Consider the following 17,070-nt stretch of genomic DNA (forward strand, 5'->3'; position numbering starts at 1 on the left):
TGTTAGAATTTTAGGATTTTATTTTTGTGAGTTAATAATGCGATATACAGTAACAGAGGCTTCTATTTATGAAGCACAAGGCTTAAAAGATGAGGCTTTGGAGATTTATAAAAATATATTAAAACAAGATCCACAAAATAAAAATGCCATTGATGCTATAAGGCGTTTGAGTGGCTTGCGTTCTAATCATGAAGATTTAAATTATGATATGCTTGATTTTTTTGTCAATATGAAAAGTGAAGAAGAAATTAATGAATTTAAAAGGTGGTTGATAAAACTATGAATATAGAAGATTTAGCAAAAATGGCTATTAGTGAAGTTAATTCAGAGTTAGATAATAAAAAAAATAAAAACGATGAATTTGCCCCTATGGTAGAAGAAATTACTCAAGAAAAAAATGTTAATACTCAAGAGAAAAAAATCAAAGAAGAAATTAGTAAGGTTACACAAGAGCTAATCCAAGAACTAGATGATTTAGAAGTAAAAGTAAAAGATGATAAACAAAATGTCGCTATTAAGGTTGAAGCTTTAGAAGAAAAAGAAGAAAGCATTATAAATAATGAAGAATTTTTCTTGAAAAATCTTAGAGAGCGTATTTTGGTTTTATTTGAAGGATTAAAAAATACCAAAGATGAGCATATGGAAAAAAGACTAGATATGACCATTACTTTTTTAGAGTTTTTACTTGCAAAGATTGAAGATAGACTTAAAAAATGACCAAGATTTTTTAAGAATTAAAAATATACTTAAGCCTTACACACAAAGGGTTTATTTAGTAGGTGGTTGTGTAAGGAATTCTTTTTTAGATTTATCTAGTGATGATTATGATATAGAAATTTATGATATTGAGCCTATGCTTTTTGATGAGCTTATGCAAAAACTTGGTGCAAATGGAGTAGGAAAAAGTTTTTTTGTATATAAATATAAAAAATTTGATTTAGCTCTAGCACGCTATGAAAATAAAATTTCTACAGGCCATAGAGGTTTTGAAGTTAAAGTTTGTAATAATGAGCAAGAAGGAGCAAGAAGAAGAGATTTTACCATTAATGCATTGATGGTAAATATTTTTGATTTTGAATTTTTGGATTTTTTTAATGGTTTGCAAGATTTGCAAGCAAAGATTATAAGACATATTGATGATAAAAGTTTTATTGAAGATAGTTTAAGAGTGCTTCGTGGAATTTCTTTTGCATGTAGGTTTGATTTAACAATTGCAAAAGAAAGTTTAAAATTAATGCAAACTATGGATATAAGCGATTTATCTAAAGAGCGTATTAATAATGAACTTTATAAAATTTTTAAAACTTCAAGACTAAATAAAGCTTATGAGTATTTTAAAATTTTAAATTTAGAAGAAAAAATCTTTTTTTATCAAAGCTGTAATAAAGAATTTGAGAGACTTTTAGAGTATAGCCAAAATTTAATTTGTGATGAGGCTTTGTTTTTGTATTTGTATTTGAATTTTTTTCATATAAATAAAGAGGAATTTTTCAAAAAAACAAAATTAAAAAAAGAGCTTTTAAAAAAATGCGAACAAGAATTTATTTTAGGTAAAATTGATGATTTTAATTTAGCTAAAATTGCTTTAAAAATACCACTTTGCAAATGGCTTGGGCTTTGGAATAATGAGCGTATAACACAAGCAAAAAAAATAAATTTATATCATCATGCTTTTGAAAGTAAAATTAGCGCCAATGACTTACTAAAGGAAGGATTTAGCGGGAAAGAACTTGGAATTGAACTTGAAAAAAGAAAATTACAAGAATTAAAAAACTATATAAAGGAGTAAAAATGAATGAGTATATTTTAAAAATTTCATGCAGCGATGAAAAAGGATTGATTTATAGAATTTCAGATGTTATTTTTAAATATAGAATCAATATTATAAAAAATGATGAATTTGTTGGAGAAAATCGTTTTTTCTTTAGGGCACATTTAGAAGGTGAGCTTGATATAAAAGCTTTTAAAGGAACGCTTGAAGCTATGCTTCCTGATAATGCACAAATTGAAATTACTTCAAAGAGAAAAAAAGATATTATTGTTTTAGCTACTAAAGAAACTCATTGTTTAGGTGAGTTACTTATCCGTCAATTTAGTGGAGAATTTAATGCAAATATTAAGGCAGTTATTGCAAATTATGATGTATTAAAACCTTTAGTGGATAAATTTAACATACCTTTTCATACTATTTTAGCACAGGATTTAAGCAGACAAGAGCATGAAAAAAAACTACTAGAGTGTTTAAAACAATATGAGTTTGATTATATTGTTTTAGCAAAATATATGAGAATATTATCTCCATCTTTTGTAGAGAATTTTGAGGGAAAGATTATTAATATCCACCATTCTTTTTTACCTGCATTTATAGGAGCTAATCCTTATAAGCAAGCTTATGAAAGAGGGGTAAAGATTATAGGCGCAACAGCACATTTTGTAAATAATAACTTAGATGAGGGGCCAATTATTACCCAAGATGTTATACCAGTTACTCATGAATATTCTTGGCAAGCTATGCAACAAGCAGGGCGCAATGTAGAAAAAAATGTTTTTTCTAAGGCCTTGGATTTAGTGTTTGATGATAGGATTTTTATATATGATAATAAAACAATAGTATTTTAATCTTGATGCTAAAAAGCATCAAGATTAGCATGAATAGCAAGTTTTAAACTCATATGCAGTTGGTCTAGCTTCTACAGGCCATACTTGGGTTTCAAATTTCATATGTTGATAATCATCAATAAATACATCACTCATAACAGGCTTTAAGAAGGCATTTTTTCTAATGAGTGCTTCCAAAGATCCTCTTAAAGTGTGAGGTAATTGCTCTATACCTTTTTCTCTAATCTCATCTAGGGTTAGTGCAAATAAATTTTCATCCATAGGGCCTACCGGTATGGTTTTATTTTTAATACCATCAAGTCCTGCCATAAGCAAGCTTGTAAAAGCTAGGTAAGGATTGGAAGTGCTATCAGGAAATCTTATTTCAACTCTTGCGCTTTTTTCATTAATACCATAAGGCACGCGACAACTTGCAGAGCGATTTTGGCAAGAATAAGTTAGTATACAAGGTGCTTCAAAACCTGGAACTATTCTTTTATAAGAATTTGAACTAGGATTGGTAAATGCAGCAACACTTCTTGCATTAGCTAAAATTCCACCGATGTAATTAATCGCATATTCACTTAATTTTCCATATCCTTCTTTATCATAAAATAAATTTACTCCATCTTTCCAAAGGCTCATATGCACATGCATACCACTTCCATTATCTCCATAGAGTGGTTTTGGCATAAAGGTCGCTGTTTTTCCATTTAAATGCGCTACCATTTTAACTACATATTTATAAATTTGTACATTATCAGCAGCTTCAACTAAATTCCCAAATTCTACACCAATCTCAGCTTGTCCTTGTGCTACTTCATGATGATGTACGAAAGTTTTTAAACCAACTCTTTCTAAAACTTGTACCATTTCAGCTCTAATATCCACACTAGAATCAATAGGACTTACAGGAAAATATCCACCTTTATTTCTTGGGCGATGTCCACTATTGTAACTATCTGTAAAATCTTTATTATCATTCCATTCACCTTCTTCAGTATCTACTTCATATTTTGCACAGTGAGAAGAATCAACTATTTTTACATTATCAAAAATAAAAAATTCATTTTCAGGACCAAAATAAGCAGTGTCAGCGATATTGCTTGTGCTTAAGTGCTGCATTGCTTTTTTAGCAATACTTCTTGGGCATTTTTCATACATTTGATCTTTGTAAATATCATATACATCGCAAATTACTATGATAGTAGGATCAGCTGTAAAAGGATCTAAAAACGCACTTTTCACATCAGGTTTTAAAATCATATCTGATTTTTCTATAGGCTGCCAACCATGCAAAGAGCTTGCGTCAAAAGGAATTCCGTTTTCAAAGGTTTTATCATCAATTGCTTTTATATTATAAGTGATGTGATGCCAAGTGCCTATCATATCAGTAAATCTAAAATCAACAAATAAAACTTCATGTTCTTGACAATAACTAAAAAACTCATCAATGTTATTTACAAATTTACCCATTTTTTCTCCTTTTTATTTTTTGGGTTTTTTAATTTATTTTATAGATTGTAGTATATTTTTTTTAAATTAAGTTTAAATTAATATTTTTTTATAATCAAATTAAAAAAAAGATTATTTTGTGTAAAAAAATAATTAAGTTGGTAAAATTAATGTTGATTTATATTTTTTTGTAATATAATCTCGCATTAGTTTTTTTATTAAAAAAGGTGTAACAATGACCCAAGAAGAATTAGATGCTTTAATGAATGGCACTGAAGACTTAGATCTTGATTCTGTAGAAGAAACAGAAGAAAAACCAGATACAGATTATGAAGATGAGGAAAAAAATAAGCAAATTGTTAATGATATGATTAATGGTGATTATAAAGCAAGAGCGGATATGGCTTGGCCACCACCACCACCTAGTAAAGAACATAAAGTTGTACATCAACTTGATGATGTTACAAGAGATAGTGAAATAAAAGCCACAGAGATGATGGAAAAATTAGAAGCTATTAACGACTTTTTTGCAAATTCTGAGAGTGATCTTTGTGTAATCAGTGATGCTTTAAATAAAAATATAGAAATTTTTGAAAAATTAAATGCAAAATTTCCTAATGTGGTAAGCTTTAAAGAAGCTATTGAAATAAATAACAATGCTAAAAATATCATAGATGAGATTACAGGTTGTTTGCAAACTGGACAAGATGAAGTTATGATGGCAATGGATGCTATGCAATATCAAGATATTCATCGTCAAAAAATTGAGCGTGTTATTAATGTTATGAGAGCTTTAAGTAGATATATGAGTAGTTTGTTTGAAGGTAAAATTGATGATGAAAAACGCGTGGGATCTGCTGTGCATATCGAAGGAGATACAACTGCAGATGTTGTAAGTAATGATGATATTGAGGCATTAATCGCAAGTTTAGGAAAAAAATGATTATTCCTGAAATAGTAGCTCCTGCAGGTAATTTTACAAAATTAAAAATAGCTTTAGCTTATGGAGCTGATGCTGTTTATGCAGGAGTGAGTAATTTTTCATTAAGAGCAAGAACTGCTAGAGATTTTAATTATGAAACTTTTAAAGAAGCTATTGATTATACGCATGCAAAAGGAAAAAAAATTTATGTAACGATTAATGGATTTCATTTTAGTTCGCAAATTGAAGGTTTGAAAAGGCATATTTTAAAACTAAAAGAAATGAAACCTGATGCTTTTATAGTAGCTTCTGTAGGTGCTATGCGTTTGGTTAAAGAGCTTGCACCTGAAATCAATCTTCATGTATCAACCCAAGCTAATATTTTAAATTACTTAGACGCTCAAGTTTATAAAGATATGGGAGCTAAGCGTGTTGTTATAGCAAGGGAACTTGGTTTAAAAGATGCAAAAGATTTGAAAAATAATTGTGACATAGAGCTTGAAAGTTTTGTCCATGGTTCTATGTGTTTTGCGTATTCTGGCAGATGTTTGATAAGCTCAGTGCAAAGTGGACGCATGAGTAATCGTGGATCATGTGCAAATGATTGTAGATTTAACTATGAACTTTATGCAAAGAACCCAGAAACTAATACACTTTTTAGACTTGAAGAAGATGAGAATGGCACGCATGTGTTTAATTCTAAAGATTTAAATTTAAGCTCGTATATTCAAAAAATTATGCAAGAAGATTGCATTCATGCTTTTAAAATAGAAGGAAGAACGAAAAGTGAGTATTATGTAGCTTTGACTACAAGAACTTATAAAATGGCAGTGCAAGATGTGTTGCAAAATACTTTTGATGCGGCTAAGTATGAAAAAGAAATTCATACTTTAAAACACAGAGGTTTTACAGATGGATATTTAGTTTCAAGAGCTTATGAAAAAACCGATTCAATAAATCATAATACAAGTATAGAAGAAGGAACCCATCAAGTGCATGCTATTAGCGAAGATGGTGAATTTTTTAAATGTAAGGGTAAGATAGAATTAAACAAAGAATATGAAATTCTAGCTCCGGTTGATTCTAATATAGAATTAGGGGAAAATAAACTAGGTTTAGTATATGAAAATGAAGGAAAAAAATTCATAGTGTTTAAACAATTATTAGCAAAAAACAATAAAGAATTTAGTGAAATTCATAGTGGTAATGAAAATGAAATTACTTTGCCATTTAAACTTCCAGAATTTAGCTTTTTAAGAAGGAGTGTTGAATGAAATTTGTTTCCATATTGATGGGAAGTAAGAGTGATTATGATATAGTAAAAGAAGCTTTAGGAATTTTGGAAAAATTTGATGTAAAATATGAAGTCTTGATCACTTCAGCTCATAGAAGTCCTCAAAGAACCCAAGAATACATCAAAAATGCTGAAGAAAAAGGTGCAAAAGTATTTATTGCTGCAGCGGGTATGGCAGCTCATTTAGCAGGAGCTGTTGCAGCACATACAACAAAACCTGTTTTAGGTATACCTATGCCAGGAAGTAATTTAGCTAGTATGGATTCTTTATTTTCTACTGTGCAAATGCCAAGTGGAATTCCTGTAGCAACTGTGGCTATAGGTAAAGCAGGGGCTATTAATGCAGCTTATTTGGCAGTGCAAATTTTAGCAATAGAAGATGAGTCTTTAGTACAAAAATTATTAGAAGATAGACAAAAACAACAAGAAAAATTAATCCAAGATTCTAATACAATTGAAGTTTTTCTTTAAGGAGCGTATATGCAAACTTACTTGGAATTGAAAGAATTTTGTCAGTTAGTTCATTTATCCGAAGATGTTGTAAAAGGAATGATGGCAAATGGTGCTTTAAATTTCAAAGAAGAAGAAGGTAAAATTTATATAGAAGCTAATCAAGGTACTTTTAGCGTAGTTCCTTCAAGTTCAAAGCAACCTGCTATGGTAAATTCTATGACCTTGGCAGGAGAAAGTTTTGTAGAAAAAACTATAGGGACTATTTTAAATTTACATGAAAAAGTTCTTGATGCTAAGGATGAAACCTTAGAAGCTTTAAAGGGTGAAAATAAATTTTTAAAAGATGCTCTTTATTCTATGCAAGAGCTTTATGATGAGGATAGAAAAACTATAGAAAATCTTAACGAGCAACTTAAATATGCACGTAATGAAGTTGAATTTCTAAAAAGAAAATATAAAATGATGTGGAATAAAACAGTGGAATTATATGCAAATTCGCCTGAGAAGTCTGAAGAATTAAAGGAAGAAAAATGACTTTTTCTCAAATGATTTTAAATTTACAAGAATTTTGGCAAAAGCAAGGTTGTGCTATTATGCAACCTTATGATTTTCCAGCAGGTGCAGGGACTTTTCACCCGGCAACTTTTTTAAGAAGTTTAGGTAAAAAACCTTGGGCGGCTGCTTATGTAGCACCAAGTAGAAGACCAACTGATGGAAGATATGGTGAAAATCCTAATAGGTTGGGTGCTTATTATCAATTTCAAGTTTTAATTAAACCAAGTCCTGATAATATCCAAGAATTATATTTAAAAAGTTTAGAAAATTTAGGCTTTGATTTGAAATCACATGATATTCGTTTTGTTGAAGATAATTGGGAAAGTCCAAGTTTAGGTGCTTGGGGTTTGGGCTGGGAAGTTTGGCTTGATGGTATGGAAGTTACACAATTTACTTATTTTCAACAAGTTGGTGGTATAAGCGTAGATTTAGTTAGTGCTGAAATTACTTATGGCTTGGAAAGACTTGCAATGTATTTACAAGATGTAGATAATGTATATGACATAGTTTGGAATGAATTTAACGGCGAAAAAATTACCTATAAAGATGTTCATAAGCAAGGTGAGTTTGAATTTAGTAAATATAATTTTGAAGTAAGTGATGTAAAAACTTTAAATATACAATTTGAAAATGCTTACAATGAGTGTAAAAATGCATTAGATGCAAAACTTGCTTTACCAGCATATGATTATTGTATGTTAGCAGCACATACTTTTAACTTGCTTGATGCAAGAGGAGCTATTTCAGTAACTCAAAGACAAGATTTTATGCTTAAAATTAGAGAATTATCTAAAAGTTGTGCTTTAGTATATAAAGAAAGTTTAGATGAAAATTAAAGAAATTTATGATTATTTAGATACTATTAGTCCATTTAATACGCAAAGTTCATGGGACAATAGTGGTTTATTGCTTGGAAATTTCGATCAAGATGTAAATAAGATTTATCTTGCGCTTGATGTAGATATGCATTTAATTGAAAATGCAAGCGAAAATTCACTTTTTATAGTCCATCATCCTTTAATTTTTAAAGGTTTGAAGAATTTAAGTGGAGTGCTTTATCCGCAAAATCTTCTTACAAAAATGATACAAAAAAATATAGCCTTGATTGCTATGCATACAAATTTTGATTTAAGTCATTTAAATACTTATTTTACTAGCGAAATTTTGGGTTTTAAGATCAAAGAACAAAATGAATTTTTGATCTATTGTGATGTAGATTTTCAATTAGATACATTAGTTGATCATGTTAAAAAGTGTTTAAAGCTTAATCATATTAGGGTTGTTAATGCTCATCAAGAAAAAATAAAAACTTTAGCAATATGTACAGGCAGTGGTGGAGATTTGATTTCTAGTGTAAAAGCAGATTGTTTTTTAAGTGGAGATTTTAAGTATCATCAGGCCTTAGAAAGTTATCATAATAAACTCAATTTGATTGATATAGGTCACTATGAAAGTGAGTCATACTTTGGTGAAATTTTAGCAAAAGATTTGCAAAAATTTCATTTAGAAGTTATAATATCAGTTTCAAAAAATCCATTTCAATATTTTTAAGGAAAAAATCAATGAATAAATATTTAGAACAACTTATAGCTTTATCGCAAATTGATAAAGAGTTAGATGGTTTTGCAAATAAAGTAGAAGATGCTACAAAGGATTTAAAAGAAAAGCGTAATTTGCTTGATAAAACTGAAGAAGAAATTGCAGGTTTTGAAAAAGATATTAAAGATATAGAAAATCAAAAAATACAAAACAATAACCATATTGCAGAATTTGGTGTGAAAATTAAAGAAATAGCCAAAAAAAGTGCTGCAGTGAAAACTGAAAAAGAAGCAAATGCTTTAAAAATCGAAGAAGATATAGCTAAAGAGCAACTTGATGCAGCAAATGAAGAGATAGAAAGATTAGATAAAATTTTAGAAAACAAAGAAAAATTTATACAAGAATTGCAAACTAAGAGAACTGAACTTGAAAATGAAGTGGATCAAATAGATGCTCAAACAAAAGTTGTATTAGTTGATATTGAAAAAGAAAGATTAGAGATTTATGATAAAAAAGTAAAGCTGGTTGGCGAAATAAATCAAAAAGTTTTAACTTTTTATGAGAAAATTAGAAAATGGGCGGGAAATAGTGCTGTAGTTCCTGTGAAAAAACATGCTTGTTATGGCTGTTTTATGAGAATTTATGATAAAACTTATTTAGCAGTTTTAAAAGGTGATGAAATCGTAACTTGTCCGCATTGTGGAAGAATTTTATATAAAGAAAAAGAAGAAAATCAAAATTGATTTTTTTTTATTACATTTTTGCTGTGATTATATATGTAATCGCAGTTCCTTTTTTGTTGATTTTAAGTTTTTGTAAAGAAAAATATAAAGTATCTCTAAAATCTAGATTTTTTCTTTACAAAAACTTAAAACAAGAACAAGGAGATATATATTTTCATGCTTGCTCCTTTGGGGAGATTAAAAGCATTGTTCCCTTAATAAAACTTTTTCCAACTTGTAAAATTTCAACTATCACGCAAACCGGATTTAATGAAGCTTTAAGACATTCTAAAAAAGTAAATTTTTTACCATTTGAAATTTTTATACCATTTTGGATGAAACCTTGCAAAGTTTTGATTATTTTTGAAGCAGAGCTTTGGCTTATGCTTGTATTGATGGCTAAATTTTATAATGCAAAAGTTATTTTATTAAATGCTAGGATTAGTGATAGATCTTTAAAAAACTACAAGCGTTTTAGCTTTTTTTATCGTTTGATTTTTAAATATATTGATGTTGTGTTTGCGCAAAGTCAAAAAGACAAAGAAAGGTTAGAGTGTTTGGGTGCTAAAAATGTTGTAGCATATAAAAATATCAAAGCATATATAAAACAAGAACAAGTGAAAAATTATTCAAAACCTAAGGCTAGGGTTATTATATTTGCTAGTACGCATGAAAATGAAGAACTATTATTGCTTAATGAGATTAAACTAGAAGAAAATGATAGATTAATTATCGCTCCAAGACATCCGGAGCGTTTTGGCGAGGTTGAGGGGATTTTAAAAGATTTTTGTCAAAAAAATCATTATAATATGCAAAAATTTTCAGACTTTACTTTAAGCGAAAATGATTTTGCAAATTTTTTTAAGACCAAGTGTTTATTACTAGATACTTTGGGTGAGCTAGAAAGTTTTTATAAGATTAGTGATGTAGTTTTTTTGTGTGGCTCTTTTGTAAAAAATATAGGTGGGCATAATCCTATAGAAGCGGCTAGATGGAATAATGTTATTATCTCGGGGAAATATTATTTTAATCAAGAAAGTTTATATCAAGAAGTTGATGATTTGTATATTTGTGAGAGTGTAAAAGATATAAATGATTTTTTAAAGCAAAAATTATCACAAGCACGAGTCAAAGAGCAAAATGATTTAAATGAAATTATATTAAGTATAAAAGAAGGTTTAGATGCAAGAAAAAGCTTATAAATTGCTTGCAATGCAAGAAAAAATTTCTAATAATGCAGCAAAAGATTTGATTGATAAAGGTTGTGTTTTTGCTATGGGAAAAAAGGTTGTTATAGCTAGAGCTTTGATGAGCTCAAAAACAAGATTTGTCGTGCAAAAAATAAAAAAAGCAAAAATACTTTTTGAAGATGATAAAATCATAGCTTTAAATAAGCCTTATGGGGAAATTAGCGAGAATTTAGAAGGTGTTTATAATGCTAAATTAATTAACAGGCTTGATAAAGAAACAAGTGGAGTTTTGCTTTTAAGCAAAGATGAGGAATTTAGACTAAAATGCATTCAAGAGTATAAAAAACAAAATGTTTATAAAAGCTATTTAGCTATTGTCGATGGAGTGATTGCTGAAGAACTTGAAATTTGTGAAAAAATAACTACTATAAAAAATAAATCCGGAGCTTTTAGTAAAATCGATAAATTTGGCTTAGAAGCTCATACTCAGGTTATACCTTTAATGGTAAATGCAAAAAAAACTTTAATAAAAGCGGTCATTAAAACAGGTAGAACACATCAAATCAGAGTGCATTTAAATCATATAAAACATGGTATTATTGGCGATGAAAAATATGCAAAAAATAGCTCTCCTAGAATGTATTTGCATTCTTATGAAACGCATATTTTTGATTATCAATTTAAAGCTTTACTTGATGAGAGTTTTAATGCTTATGGTTTTGAAATAAAAAATTTAAATTTTTAAAGGCGTTTAAAGCTAAAAGGGTTTATAATTTAGCTTTTTAAAATTTTAATAAAGGGAAAATAAAGTGTTTGAAATAGTTAGTGAGTCATTTAAATCCGCGGTTAATAAACTTCGTTTTGTTGATGATGAAAAAGCTTTAAAAAATGCTCTTGACACTTTAAAAAAAGCCCTTTTAAAAGCAGATGTACATCATAAAGTTACGAAAGAATTACTCACTTTAGTAGAAAATGATGTAAAAACTAATGGCATAGGCCAAAAGCAATTTTTAGACTCAATTAAGAAAAATTTAGAAGAAATTCTTAGTGTTAAAGGTAAAAATCAAGGTTTTGTATTTGCTAGTAAGCCACCTACGGTTGTTTTGATGTGCGGTTTGCAAGGTGGTGGTAAAACTACTACTACGGTAAAAATTGCTAATTACTTAAAACTAAGAAATAAAAAAGTATTAATTGCTGCATGTGATTTGCAAAGATTAGCTGCGGTAGAGCAATTAAGACAACTCACTCAAGCTAATGAGCTTGATTTATTTTTCATAGAAAATGAAAACAATCCTTTAAATGTAGCTAAACAAGCTTTAGAAAAAGCAAAAAATTCTATGTATGATGTTTTGCTTGTAGATACTGCCGGCCGTCTGGCAATTGATATAGCTTTGATGAATGAGCTTAAAGAAGTAAAAGCTATTTTAAATCCTGATGAAGTATTTTATGTAGCTGATGCTATGAGTGGTCAAGATGGAGTTAAAACAGCAAGTAGCTTTAATGAAGCTTTAGAAATCACTGGGGTTATTTTAAGTAAATTTGATGCAGATACTAAAGGTGGTGTTGCGCTAGGTATAGCTAAACAAATTGGTGTGCCTTTAAGATTTATTGGTGTTGGTGAGAAAGTAGCTGATTTAGAAGTATTTATCCCTGATAGGATTGTTAATCGTATCATGGGTGAAGGTGATTTGGCAACTTTGGCTGAAAAAACTGCCGCTATTATAGATGAAAAAGAAGCAAAAAAACTTAATAAAAAAATCAAAAAAGGTGAATTTAATTTCAATGACTTTTTAAATCAAATGGAAAGTGTTAAAAAACTTGGTAGTATGAAATCAATCATTGGTATGATACCTGGTTTATCATCTATGGCAGCAAATATTAAAGATATTGATTTGGATAATTCTAAAGAAATTATTCATATTAAAGCAATGATTTCATCAATGACGCCAAAAGAAAGAGAAAATCCTGATTTGTTAAACAACGCAAGAAAGCGTCGTATTGCAGAGGGTGCTGGTTTATCTCAAATGGAAGTAAATCGCTTTTTAAAACAATTTAGTAATGCGGCTAAGTTGGCAAAGAAATTTTCAAACAAAAAAGGAATGGAAAATTTTATGAATATGTTGCAGCAAGCTAAAAGACCGCAATAATTAAAGCTTTTTTATGGATATATGAGTTAAAATATCTATAACAAAATTTTAATTTTTTTAGGAGTATTAAAATGACAGTAATCAGACTTACAAAAATGGGACGCAAAAAAAGACCATTTTATCGTATAGTTGTAACTGATAGTAGAAAAAGACGCGATGGTAGTTGGATAGAAAGCATTGGATATTATAATCCTATGGTTGAACCTGAAGTAGTAAAATTTGATGCTGAGCGTTTAGCTTATTGGAAGAGCGTAGGTGCTAAATTAAGCGATAGAGTAGCAGCTATTACAAGCAAGTAAAAATGGTTGAAAATTTTTTAAGAGAATACGCAAAATTAATTGTTGATTTTCCTGAAAAAGTTGATATACAAAAACAAAATTTAGAAAACAATTTTGCTGAAATTATCATTTATGTTGATCCAACTGACACTGGTAAGTTGATCGGAAAAAATGGGAAATTAATCAACGCAATAAAAACAGTTATTATGGCTTATAAAGTTAAAGATGCAACTTCATATCGTATAACGGTAAAAGCTATTGAAGAATGATTTGGTCCAAGTTGCTAAACTTGGGAAAAGTGTTGGTTTGAAAGGTTATGTAAAATTACATAATTTAAGTGATTTTTATGAGCAGTTTAAAGCAGGTGCTAAATTTTTTGATGGTAATCAAAAAATTTACACCATAAAAGCTTTCGATAAAACAAGATCTTTGGTTTTATTTGAAGATTTTGAGAATTTAGAATCTGCAAAAAAACTAACTAATATTACACTATTTCAAAGCATAAAAACTACAAAAGAAACTTGTAAGTTAAAAAAAGATGAGTATTTTTATTTTGATATTATAGGCTGTGAAATTTTTGAAAATGAACAAAAATTAGGTATAGTTGAAGATATTTTAGAAAATGGAGCTGGATTTTTATTCTGTATAAAATGCGATGAAAAACTACAGACAAAGGTTAAAAACTTTTATATTCCTTATGTTGATAAATATATTCAAAAAGTTGATATAGAAAATAAAAAAATATTCACACAATCTGCTTTAGATATTTTAGAAAATTCATGAAATATACTTTTGTAAGTTTATTCCCAGAGCTTATTGAGCCTTATTTTAAAACTTCTATTTTGGCAAGGGCAAAAGAAAAAGGAATTTTAGAATTTGATTTTGTTAATCCTAGAAATTTTACTACAAATAAACATCTAAAAGTAGATGATTATAAAATAGGCGGTGGTGCGGGACTTTTATTACAAGCTCAGCCTTTATATGATTGTTTAACGCATATTAAAAGCCAAGATAAAAATACGCATTTTATTTTTCTTTTACCATGTGCTAAAACTTTTAAGCAAATAGATGCTAAAAGATTAAGCGTCAAAGAGCATATTTGTTTTGTATGTAGTAGATATGAGGGTTTAGATGAGCGTATTGTGGAAGAATTTGCTAATGAAGTGTTTTCTATAGGAGATTTTATACTTACAGGTGGAGAGTTAGCATCTTTGGTGATGTGTGATGCTATTAGTAGAAATATTCAAGATGTTCTTGGAAATAGTGAAAGTTTAAGTGAAGAAAGTTTTGAAAATGATTTATTAGAAGCACCATCATTTTCTAAGCCATTTGTTTTTGAAAAGGAAAATAAAAAATTTTATGTTCCTTCAGAGTTTTTAAAGGGAAATCACGCTAAAATTACAGCTTTAAAAACTACTTTGGCGTCTTGCAAAACGAAATATTTTCGTCCTGATTTGTATCAAAAGCATGAACGCAAATTTTAAGGAATATCGTTATGAAAAATAAATACATTGAGCAATTTGAGCAAAAACAAATTGAAGGTAAAAATGTTCCAGAATTTCGTGCTGGAGATACTTTAAGACTTGCTATTCGCATTAAAGAAGGCGATAAAACAAGAATTCAAAATTTTGAAGGTATTTGTATAGCGCGTAGAGGAAATGGTGTAGATGAAACTTTCATTGTGCGTAAAATAGGCGCTAATAATGTAGGTGTTGAAAGAATTTTCCCTATTTATAGTGAAAGTTTAGAAAGTATTACAGTATTAAGAAGAGGTCGTGTACGCCGTGCTAGATTATTCTATTTAAGAGATAGAAGAGGTAAGGCTGCTCGTATTAAAGAACTTAAAAAATAAAATGAAATTTAGAACTCAAATGCATGAAGTAATTTCTTGGGAACAAGAAATTGAAAATGGCATAAATATATCTAAAAAAATAGAAAATGCTTATGCTAAGGAAATATGCATAAATATGTCAAAGGATAGCTTTATGAAAGATCATAAAGCACCTTTTGATATTACTATACAAGTATTAAAAGGCACTATTGATTTTGGAGTTTTAAATCAGCAAATTCTACTTAAATCTTTAGATAGCATTAGTTTAAAAGCTAATGAAATTCATAATCTTTTAGCACTAGAAGATTCTATAGTGCGTTTAACTCTATATAAACAAGATAGCCTTGAACGCGTTGAGAGTGTTTTGAAATCTTAATTTAAGTCTCATTTTGTATAATTTTAGCTTACTTAAAATTAGGAAGTTAAGCTATGAAATGGACTAAAGATTCTTGGAAAAATTATAAAATTCAGCAACAGCCGCAATATCCTGATGAAAATGAATTACAAGATGTTGTTAAAAAATTAGAAAAATTACCACCACTTGTTTTTGCAGGTGAGGTAGATAAGTTAAAAAAATCCCTTGCTAAGGTTGTAAATTCTCAAGCATTTTTACTCCAAGGAGGAGATTGTGCAGAGAGTTTTGTAAATTTTGGTGCTGATAATATAAGAGATATGTTTAAAGTTATGCTTCAAATGGCTATAGTACTTACTTTTGCAGGATCTTGTCCTATTGTTAAAGTAGGGCGTGTTGCAGGACAATTTGCAAAGCCAAGAAGTAATGATTTTGAAGAAGTAGATGGAGTAACACTTCCAAGTTATCGTGGGGATATTATTAATGGTTTTGAATTTAATGAAAAATCAAGAATAGCCGATCCTAAAAGAATGCTAGAAGCGTATTATCAAAGTGCTACAACTTTAAATTTATTAAGAGCTTTTTCAAGAGGTGGTTTAGCAGATTTAAGAGTAGTGCATAAGTGGAATTTGGGTTTTTTGAAAAAAGCAGAGCTTGGGAAAAAATATAATGAACTTAGTGAAAAAATCACTCAAGCTTTAGCTTTTATGCAAGCTTGTGGTATCACTGATACCCCAAATCTTTCCCAAACAGCCTTTTATACTTCCCATGAAGCCTTGCTTTTGCCTTATGAAGAAGCTTTAACTAGAGTAGATAGTTTAAGCGGGGAAATTTATGATTGTTCAGCACATATGCTTTGGATAGGTGAGCGTACTAGAAAAGCAGATGAAGCACATGTGCATTTTTTAAGTGGAGTAAAAAATCCACTCGGTGTTAAGCTTAGTGCTAATTATGATTTAGATGAAATAAAAAAGCTAGCAAGTATTTTAAATCCGCATAATGAAGCAGGAAGATTAAATTTCATCATCCGTATGGGATGTGATAAGATAGAAAATGCCTTGCCAAAATTATTTAAAGAGTTAAAACAAGAAGGGTTTAATATACTTTATAGCATAGATCCTATGCATGCAAATACGGTTAAATCAGGTAATTTTAAAACAAGAGAATTTGATAAAATTATTCAAGAAGTGCGTGCGTTTTTTGAGATAGCTATGAGTGAAGGAGTGTATCCTGGTGGGGTACATTTGGAAATGACAGGGCAAAATGTAACAGAATGTGTAGGAGGCTCTTTAAATATCACTCAAGAAGAACTTTCCAAACGCTATGAAACACAATGTGATCCAAGATTAAATGCTGACCAAGCTTTAGAATTAGCATTTATCATAGCAGACTTAGTTAAAAAGGCAAGAAAATGTTAAAATTTTATGGTATTAAAAATTGTAATAGTGTTAAAAAGGCCATGGATTATTTAAATTCTAAGCAAATTGAATTTGAATTTTTAGATATTAAAAAGCTAGATGAAGAAACTTTAAATTTTTGGCTTAGCAAAAGGAGTGTTTTAGAGCTTGTAAATACAGCGGGTATGAGTGCTAGAAAATTAGGGTTAAATAAAGAAAAACTTCAAAATTTAAACCAAGATGAAATTAAAGTGATGATTTTGCAAAATCCAACGCTTATAAAACGCCCATTAATTATAAAAGATGATGAAGTTTTTATAGCTAAAGAGTATGAGAG

General features: G+C 29.3%; 23 protein-coding genes. 22 read left to right on the forward strand and 1 reads right to left on the reverse strand.

Annotated elements, in window-relative coordinates; translation table 11 throughout:
• Nucleotides 1–34 precede the first annotated feature (34 nt).
• The 4 genes from CAMP5063_RS02535 to purU are packed head-to-tail and all read left to right on the forward strand — an operon-like array spanning nucleotide 35 to nucleotide 2,619.
• A complete protein-coding gene (locus CAMP5063_RS02535) occupies nucleotides 35–283 on the forward strand; it encodes a hypothetical protein (RefSeq protein ID WP_087691144.1) in 249 nt (82 codons plus the stop codon).
• Nucleotides 280–717, forward strand: coding sequence for an effector protein CiaD (gene ciaD / locus CAMP5063_RS02540; protein ID WP_263660994.1), 438 nt, complete (start codon nucleotides 280–282; stop codon nucleotides 715–717). Before CAMP5063_RS02535 ends, ciaD begins: the two co-directional genes overlap by 4 nt.
• Nucleotides 686–1,789: a CCA tRNA nucleotidyltransferase gene (locus CAMP5063_RS02545; RefSeq protein WP_263660993.1), complete on the forward strand. Its 1,104-nt coding sequence runs from the start codon at nucleotides 686–688 to the stop codon at nucleotides 1,787–1,789. The genes ciaD and CAMP5063_RS02545 overlap by 32 nt, the downstream gene beginning before the upstream one ends.
• 2 nt (nucleotides 1,790–1,791) lie before the next feature.
• Complete coding sequence (purU, locus tag CAMP5063_RS02550) at nucleotides 1,792–2,619, forward strand: formyltetrahydrofolate deformylase (RefSeq protein ID WP_133318739.1); 828 nt, start codon at nucleotides 1,792–1,794, stop codon at nucleotides 2,617–2,619.
• Between the two features lie 24 nt (nucleotides 2,620–2,643).
• Here the strand turns inward: purU and glnA are convergent, their stop codons facing one another.
• Nucleotides 2,644–4,074 carry a type I glutamate--ammonia ligase gene (gene glnA / locus CAMP5063_RS02555; protein ID WP_263660992.1) on the reverse strand — a complete coding sequence of 477 codons (1,431 nt, stop codon included), beginning with the start codon at nucleotides 4,072–4,074 and terminating at the stop codon, nucleotides 2,644–2,646.
• 214 nt (nucleotides 4,075–4,288) lie between these two features.
• Here glnA and CAMP5063_RS02560 point away from each other — a divergent pair, with 214 nt between their 5' ends.
• The 18 genes from CAMP5063_RS02560 to CAMP5063_RS02645 form a co-directional block, all read left to right on the forward strand.
• Entirely contained in the window at nucleotides 4,289–4,996 is a 708-nt protein-coding gene (locus CAMP5063_RS02560) for a protein phosphatase CheZ (protein ID WP_263659057.1), read from the forward strand.
• Complete coding sequence (locus CAMP5063_RS02565) at nucleotides 4,993–6,249, forward strand: peptidase U32 family protein (protein WP_337194758.1); 1,257 nt, start codon at nucleotides 4,993–4,995, stop codon at nucleotides 6,247–6,249. The genes CAMP5063_RS02560 and CAMP5063_RS02565 overlap by 4 nt, the downstream gene beginning before the upstream one ends.
• Nucleotides 6,246–6,740: a 5-(carboxyamino)imidazole ribonucleotide mutase gene (gene purE / locus CAMP5063_RS02570; protein WP_337194759.1), complete on the forward strand. Its 495-nt coding sequence runs from the start codon at nucleotides 6,246–6,248 to the stop codon at nucleotides 6,738–6,740. Before CAMP5063_RS02565 ends, purE begins: the two co-directional genes overlap by 4 nt.
• Before the next feature lie 9 nt (nucleotides 6,741–6,749).
• Entirely contained in the window at nucleotides 6,750–7,256 is a 507-nt protein-coding gene (locus tag CAMP5063_RS02575; protein ID WP_220566839.1) for a DUF3972 domain-containing protein, read from the forward strand.
• On the forward strand, nucleotides 7,253–8,113 hold the full coding sequence (gene glyQ, locus CAMP5063_RS02580; RefSeq protein ID WP_133318745.1) for a glycine--tRNA ligase subunit alpha: 861 nt from the start codon (nucleotides 7,253–7,255) through the stop codon (nucleotides 8,111–8,113). The genes CAMP5063_RS02575 and glyQ overlap by 4 nt, the downstream gene beginning before the upstream one ends.
• The gene (locus CAMP5063_RS02585; RefSeq protein ID WP_133318746.1) at nucleotides 8,103–8,828 is read left to right on the forward strand and encodes a Nif3-like dinuclear metal center hexameric protein; all 726 of its coding nucleotides are present in this window, start codon (nucleotides 8,103–8,105) and stop codon (nucleotides 8,826–8,828) included. Before glyQ ends, CAMP5063_RS02585 begins: the two co-directional genes overlap by 11 nt.
• A gap of 11 nt (nucleotides 8,829–8,839) precedes the next feature.
• Nucleotides 8,840–9,559 carry a zinc ribbon domain-containing protein gene (locus CAMP5063_RS02590; RefSeq protein WP_133318747.1) on the forward strand — a complete coding sequence of 240 codons (720 nt, stop codon included), beginning with the start codon at nucleotides 8,840–8,842 and terminating at the stop codon, nucleotides 9,557–9,559.
• Nucleotides 9,556–10,740, forward strand: coding sequence for a lipid IV(A) 3-deoxy-D-manno-octulosonic acid transferase (gene waaA / locus CAMP5063_RS02595; protein WP_337194760.1), 1,185 nt, complete (start codon nucleotides 9,556–9,558; stop codon nucleotides 10,738–10,740). Before CAMP5063_RS02590 ends, waaA begins: the two co-directional genes overlap by 4 nt.
• Nucleotides 10,721–11,473: a pseudouridine synthase family protein gene (locus tag CAMP5063_RS02600; protein ID WP_337194761.1), complete on the forward strand. Its 753-nt coding sequence runs from the start codon at nucleotides 10,721–10,723 to the stop codon at nucleotides 11,471–11,473. The genes waaA and CAMP5063_RS02600 overlap by 20 nt, the downstream gene beginning before the upstream one ends.
• Before the next feature lie 64 nt (nucleotides 11,474–11,537).
• Nucleotides 11,538–12,875, forward strand: a complete 1,338-nt coding sequence (gene ffh / locus CAMP5063_RS02605; protein ID WP_263672751.1) for a signal recognition particle protein — start codon at nucleotides 11,538–11,540, stop codon at nucleotides 12,873–12,875.
• 71 nt (nucleotides 12,876–12,946) lie between these two features.
• Entirely contained in the window at nucleotides 12,947–13,174 is a 228-nt protein-coding gene (rpsP, locus tag CAMP5063_RS02610) for a 30S ribosomal protein S16 (protein WP_012661702.1), read from the forward strand.
• A 2-nt stretch (nucleotides 13,175–13,176) separates the two neighbouring features.
• The gene (locus CAMP5063_RS02615) at nucleotides 13,177–13,422 is read left to right on the forward strand and encodes a KH domain-containing protein (protein ID WP_043019956.1); all 246 of its coding nucleotides are present in this window, start codon (nucleotides 13,177–13,179) and stop codon (nucleotides 13,420–13,422) included.
• Complete coding sequence (gene rimM / locus CAMP5063_RS02620; RefSeq protein WP_133318751.1) at nucleotides 13,412–13,936, forward strand: ribosome maturation factor RimM; 525 nt, start codon at nucleotides 13,412–13,414, stop codon at nucleotides 13,934–13,936. Before CAMP5063_RS02615 ends, rimM begins: the two co-directional genes overlap by 11 nt.
• Nucleotides 13,933–14,637, forward strand: a complete 705-nt coding sequence (trmD, locus tag CAMP5063_RS02625) for a tRNA (guanosine(37)-N1)-methyltransferase TrmD (RefSeq protein ID WP_133318752.1) — start codon at nucleotides 13,933–13,935, stop codon at nucleotides 14,635–14,637. Before rimM ends, trmD begins: the two co-directional genes overlap by 4 nt.
• Before the next feature lie 11 nt (nucleotides 14,638–14,648).
• Nucleotides 14,649–15,005, forward strand: coding sequence for a 50S ribosomal protein L19 (gene rplS, locus CAMP5063_RS02630; protein WP_012661698.1), 357 nt, complete (start codon nucleotides 14,649–14,651; stop codon nucleotides 15,003–15,005).
• Between the two features lies 1 nt (nucleotide 15,006).
• On the forward strand, nucleotides 15,007–15,360 hold the full coding sequence (locus CAMP5063_RS02635) for a cupin domain-containing protein (protein ID WP_263737216.1): 354 nt from the start codon (nucleotides 15,007–15,009) through the stop codon (nucleotides 15,358–15,360).
• A 53-nt stretch (nucleotides 15,361–15,413) separates the two neighbouring features.
• Entirely contained in the window at nucleotides 15,414–16,754 is a 1,341-nt protein-coding gene (locus CAMP5063_RS02640; RefSeq protein WP_337194762.1) for a class II 3-deoxy-7-phosphoheptulonate synthase, read from the forward strand.
• A partial coding sequence (locus tag CAMP5063_RS02645) for a Spx/MgsR family RNA polymerase-binding regulatory protein (RefSeq protein ID WP_337194763.1) occupies nucleotides 16,748–17,070 on the forward strand: 323 nt, incomplete at its 3' end. The genes CAMP5063_RS02640 and CAMP5063_RS02645, both read left to right, overlap by 7 nt.

The sequence above is a fragment of the Campylobacter sp. RM5063 genome (assembly GCF_024723655.1).
Lineage (GTDB): Bacteria > Campylobacterota > Campylobacteria > Campylobacterales > Campylobacteraceae > Campylobacter_D > Campylobacter_D lari_D.

What these genes read in the sequence shown, in the direction of transcription:
- ciaD (WP_263660994.1), top strand. Translation starts at nt 280, where the DNA reads ATGAATATAGAAGATTTAGCAAAAATGGCTATTAGTGAAGTTAATTCA.
- rplS (WP_012661698.1), top strand. Translation starts at nt 14,649, where the DNA reads ATGAAAAATAAATACATTGAGCAATTTGAGCAAAAACAAATTGAAGGT.
- trmD (WP_133318752.1), top strand. Translation starts at nt 13,933, where the DNA reads ATGAAATATACTTTTGTAAGTTTATTCCCAGAGCTTATTGAGCCTTAT.
- CAMP5063_RS02575 (WP_220566839.1), top strand. Translation starts at nt 6,750, where the DNA reads ATGCAAACTTACTTGGAATTGAAAGAATTTTGTCAGTTAGTTCATTTA.
- glyQ (WP_133318745.1), top strand. Translation starts at nt 7,253, where the DNA reads ATGACTTTTTCTCAAATGATTTTAAATTTACAAGAATTTTGGCAAAAG.
- CAMP5063_RS02635 (WP_263737216.1), top strand. Translation starts at nt 15,007, where the DNA reads ATGAAATTTAGAACTCAAATGCATGAAGTAATTTCTTGGGAACAAGAA.
- CAMP5063_RS02600 (WP_337194761.1), top strand. Translation starts at nt 10,721, where the DNA reads ATGCAAGAAAAAGCTTATAAATTGCTTGCAATGCAAGAAAAAATTTCT.
- CAMP5063_RS02565 (WP_337194758.1), top strand. Translation starts at nt 4,993, where the DNA reads ATGATTATTCCTGAAATAGTAGCTCCTGCAGGTAATTTTACAAAATTA.
- CAMP5063_RS02585 (WP_133318746.1), top strand. Translation starts at nt 8,103, where the DNA reads ATGAAAATTAAAGAAATTTATGATTATTTAGATACTATTAGTCCATTT.
- CAMP5063_RS02615 (WP_043019956.1), top strand. Translation starts at nt 13,177, where the DNA reads ATGGTTGAAAATTTTTTAAGAGAATACGCAAAATTAATTGTTGATTTT.
- CAMP5063_RS02640 (WP_337194762.1), top strand. Translation starts at nt 15,414, where the DNA reads ATGAAATGGACTAAAGATTCTTGGAAAAATTATAAAATTCAGCAACAG.
- CAMP5063_RS02590 (WP_133318747.1), top strand. Translation starts at nt 8,840, where the DNA reads ATGAATAAATATTTAGAACAACTTATAGCTTTATCGCAAATTGATAAA.
- rpsP (WP_012661702.1), top strand. Translation starts at nt 12,947, where the DNA reads ATGACAGTAATCAGACTTACAAAAATGGGACGCAAAAAAAGACCATTT.
- purE (WP_337194759.1), top strand. Translation starts at nt 6,246, where the DNA reads ATGAAATTTGTTTCCATATTGATGGGAAGTAAGAGTGATTATGATATA.
- CAMP5063_RS02560 (WP_263659057.1), top strand. Translation starts at nt 4,289, where the DNA reads ATGACCCAAGAAGAATTAGATGCTTTAATGAATGGCACTGAAGACTTA.
- purU (WP_133318739.1), top strand. Translation starts at nt 1,792, where the DNA reads ATGAATGAGTATATTTTAAAAATTTCATGCAGCGATGAAAAAGGATTG.
- glnA (WP_263660992.1), bottom strand. Translation starts at nt 4,074, where the DNA reads ATGGGTAAATTTGTAAATAACATTGATGAGTTTTTTAGTTATTGTCAA.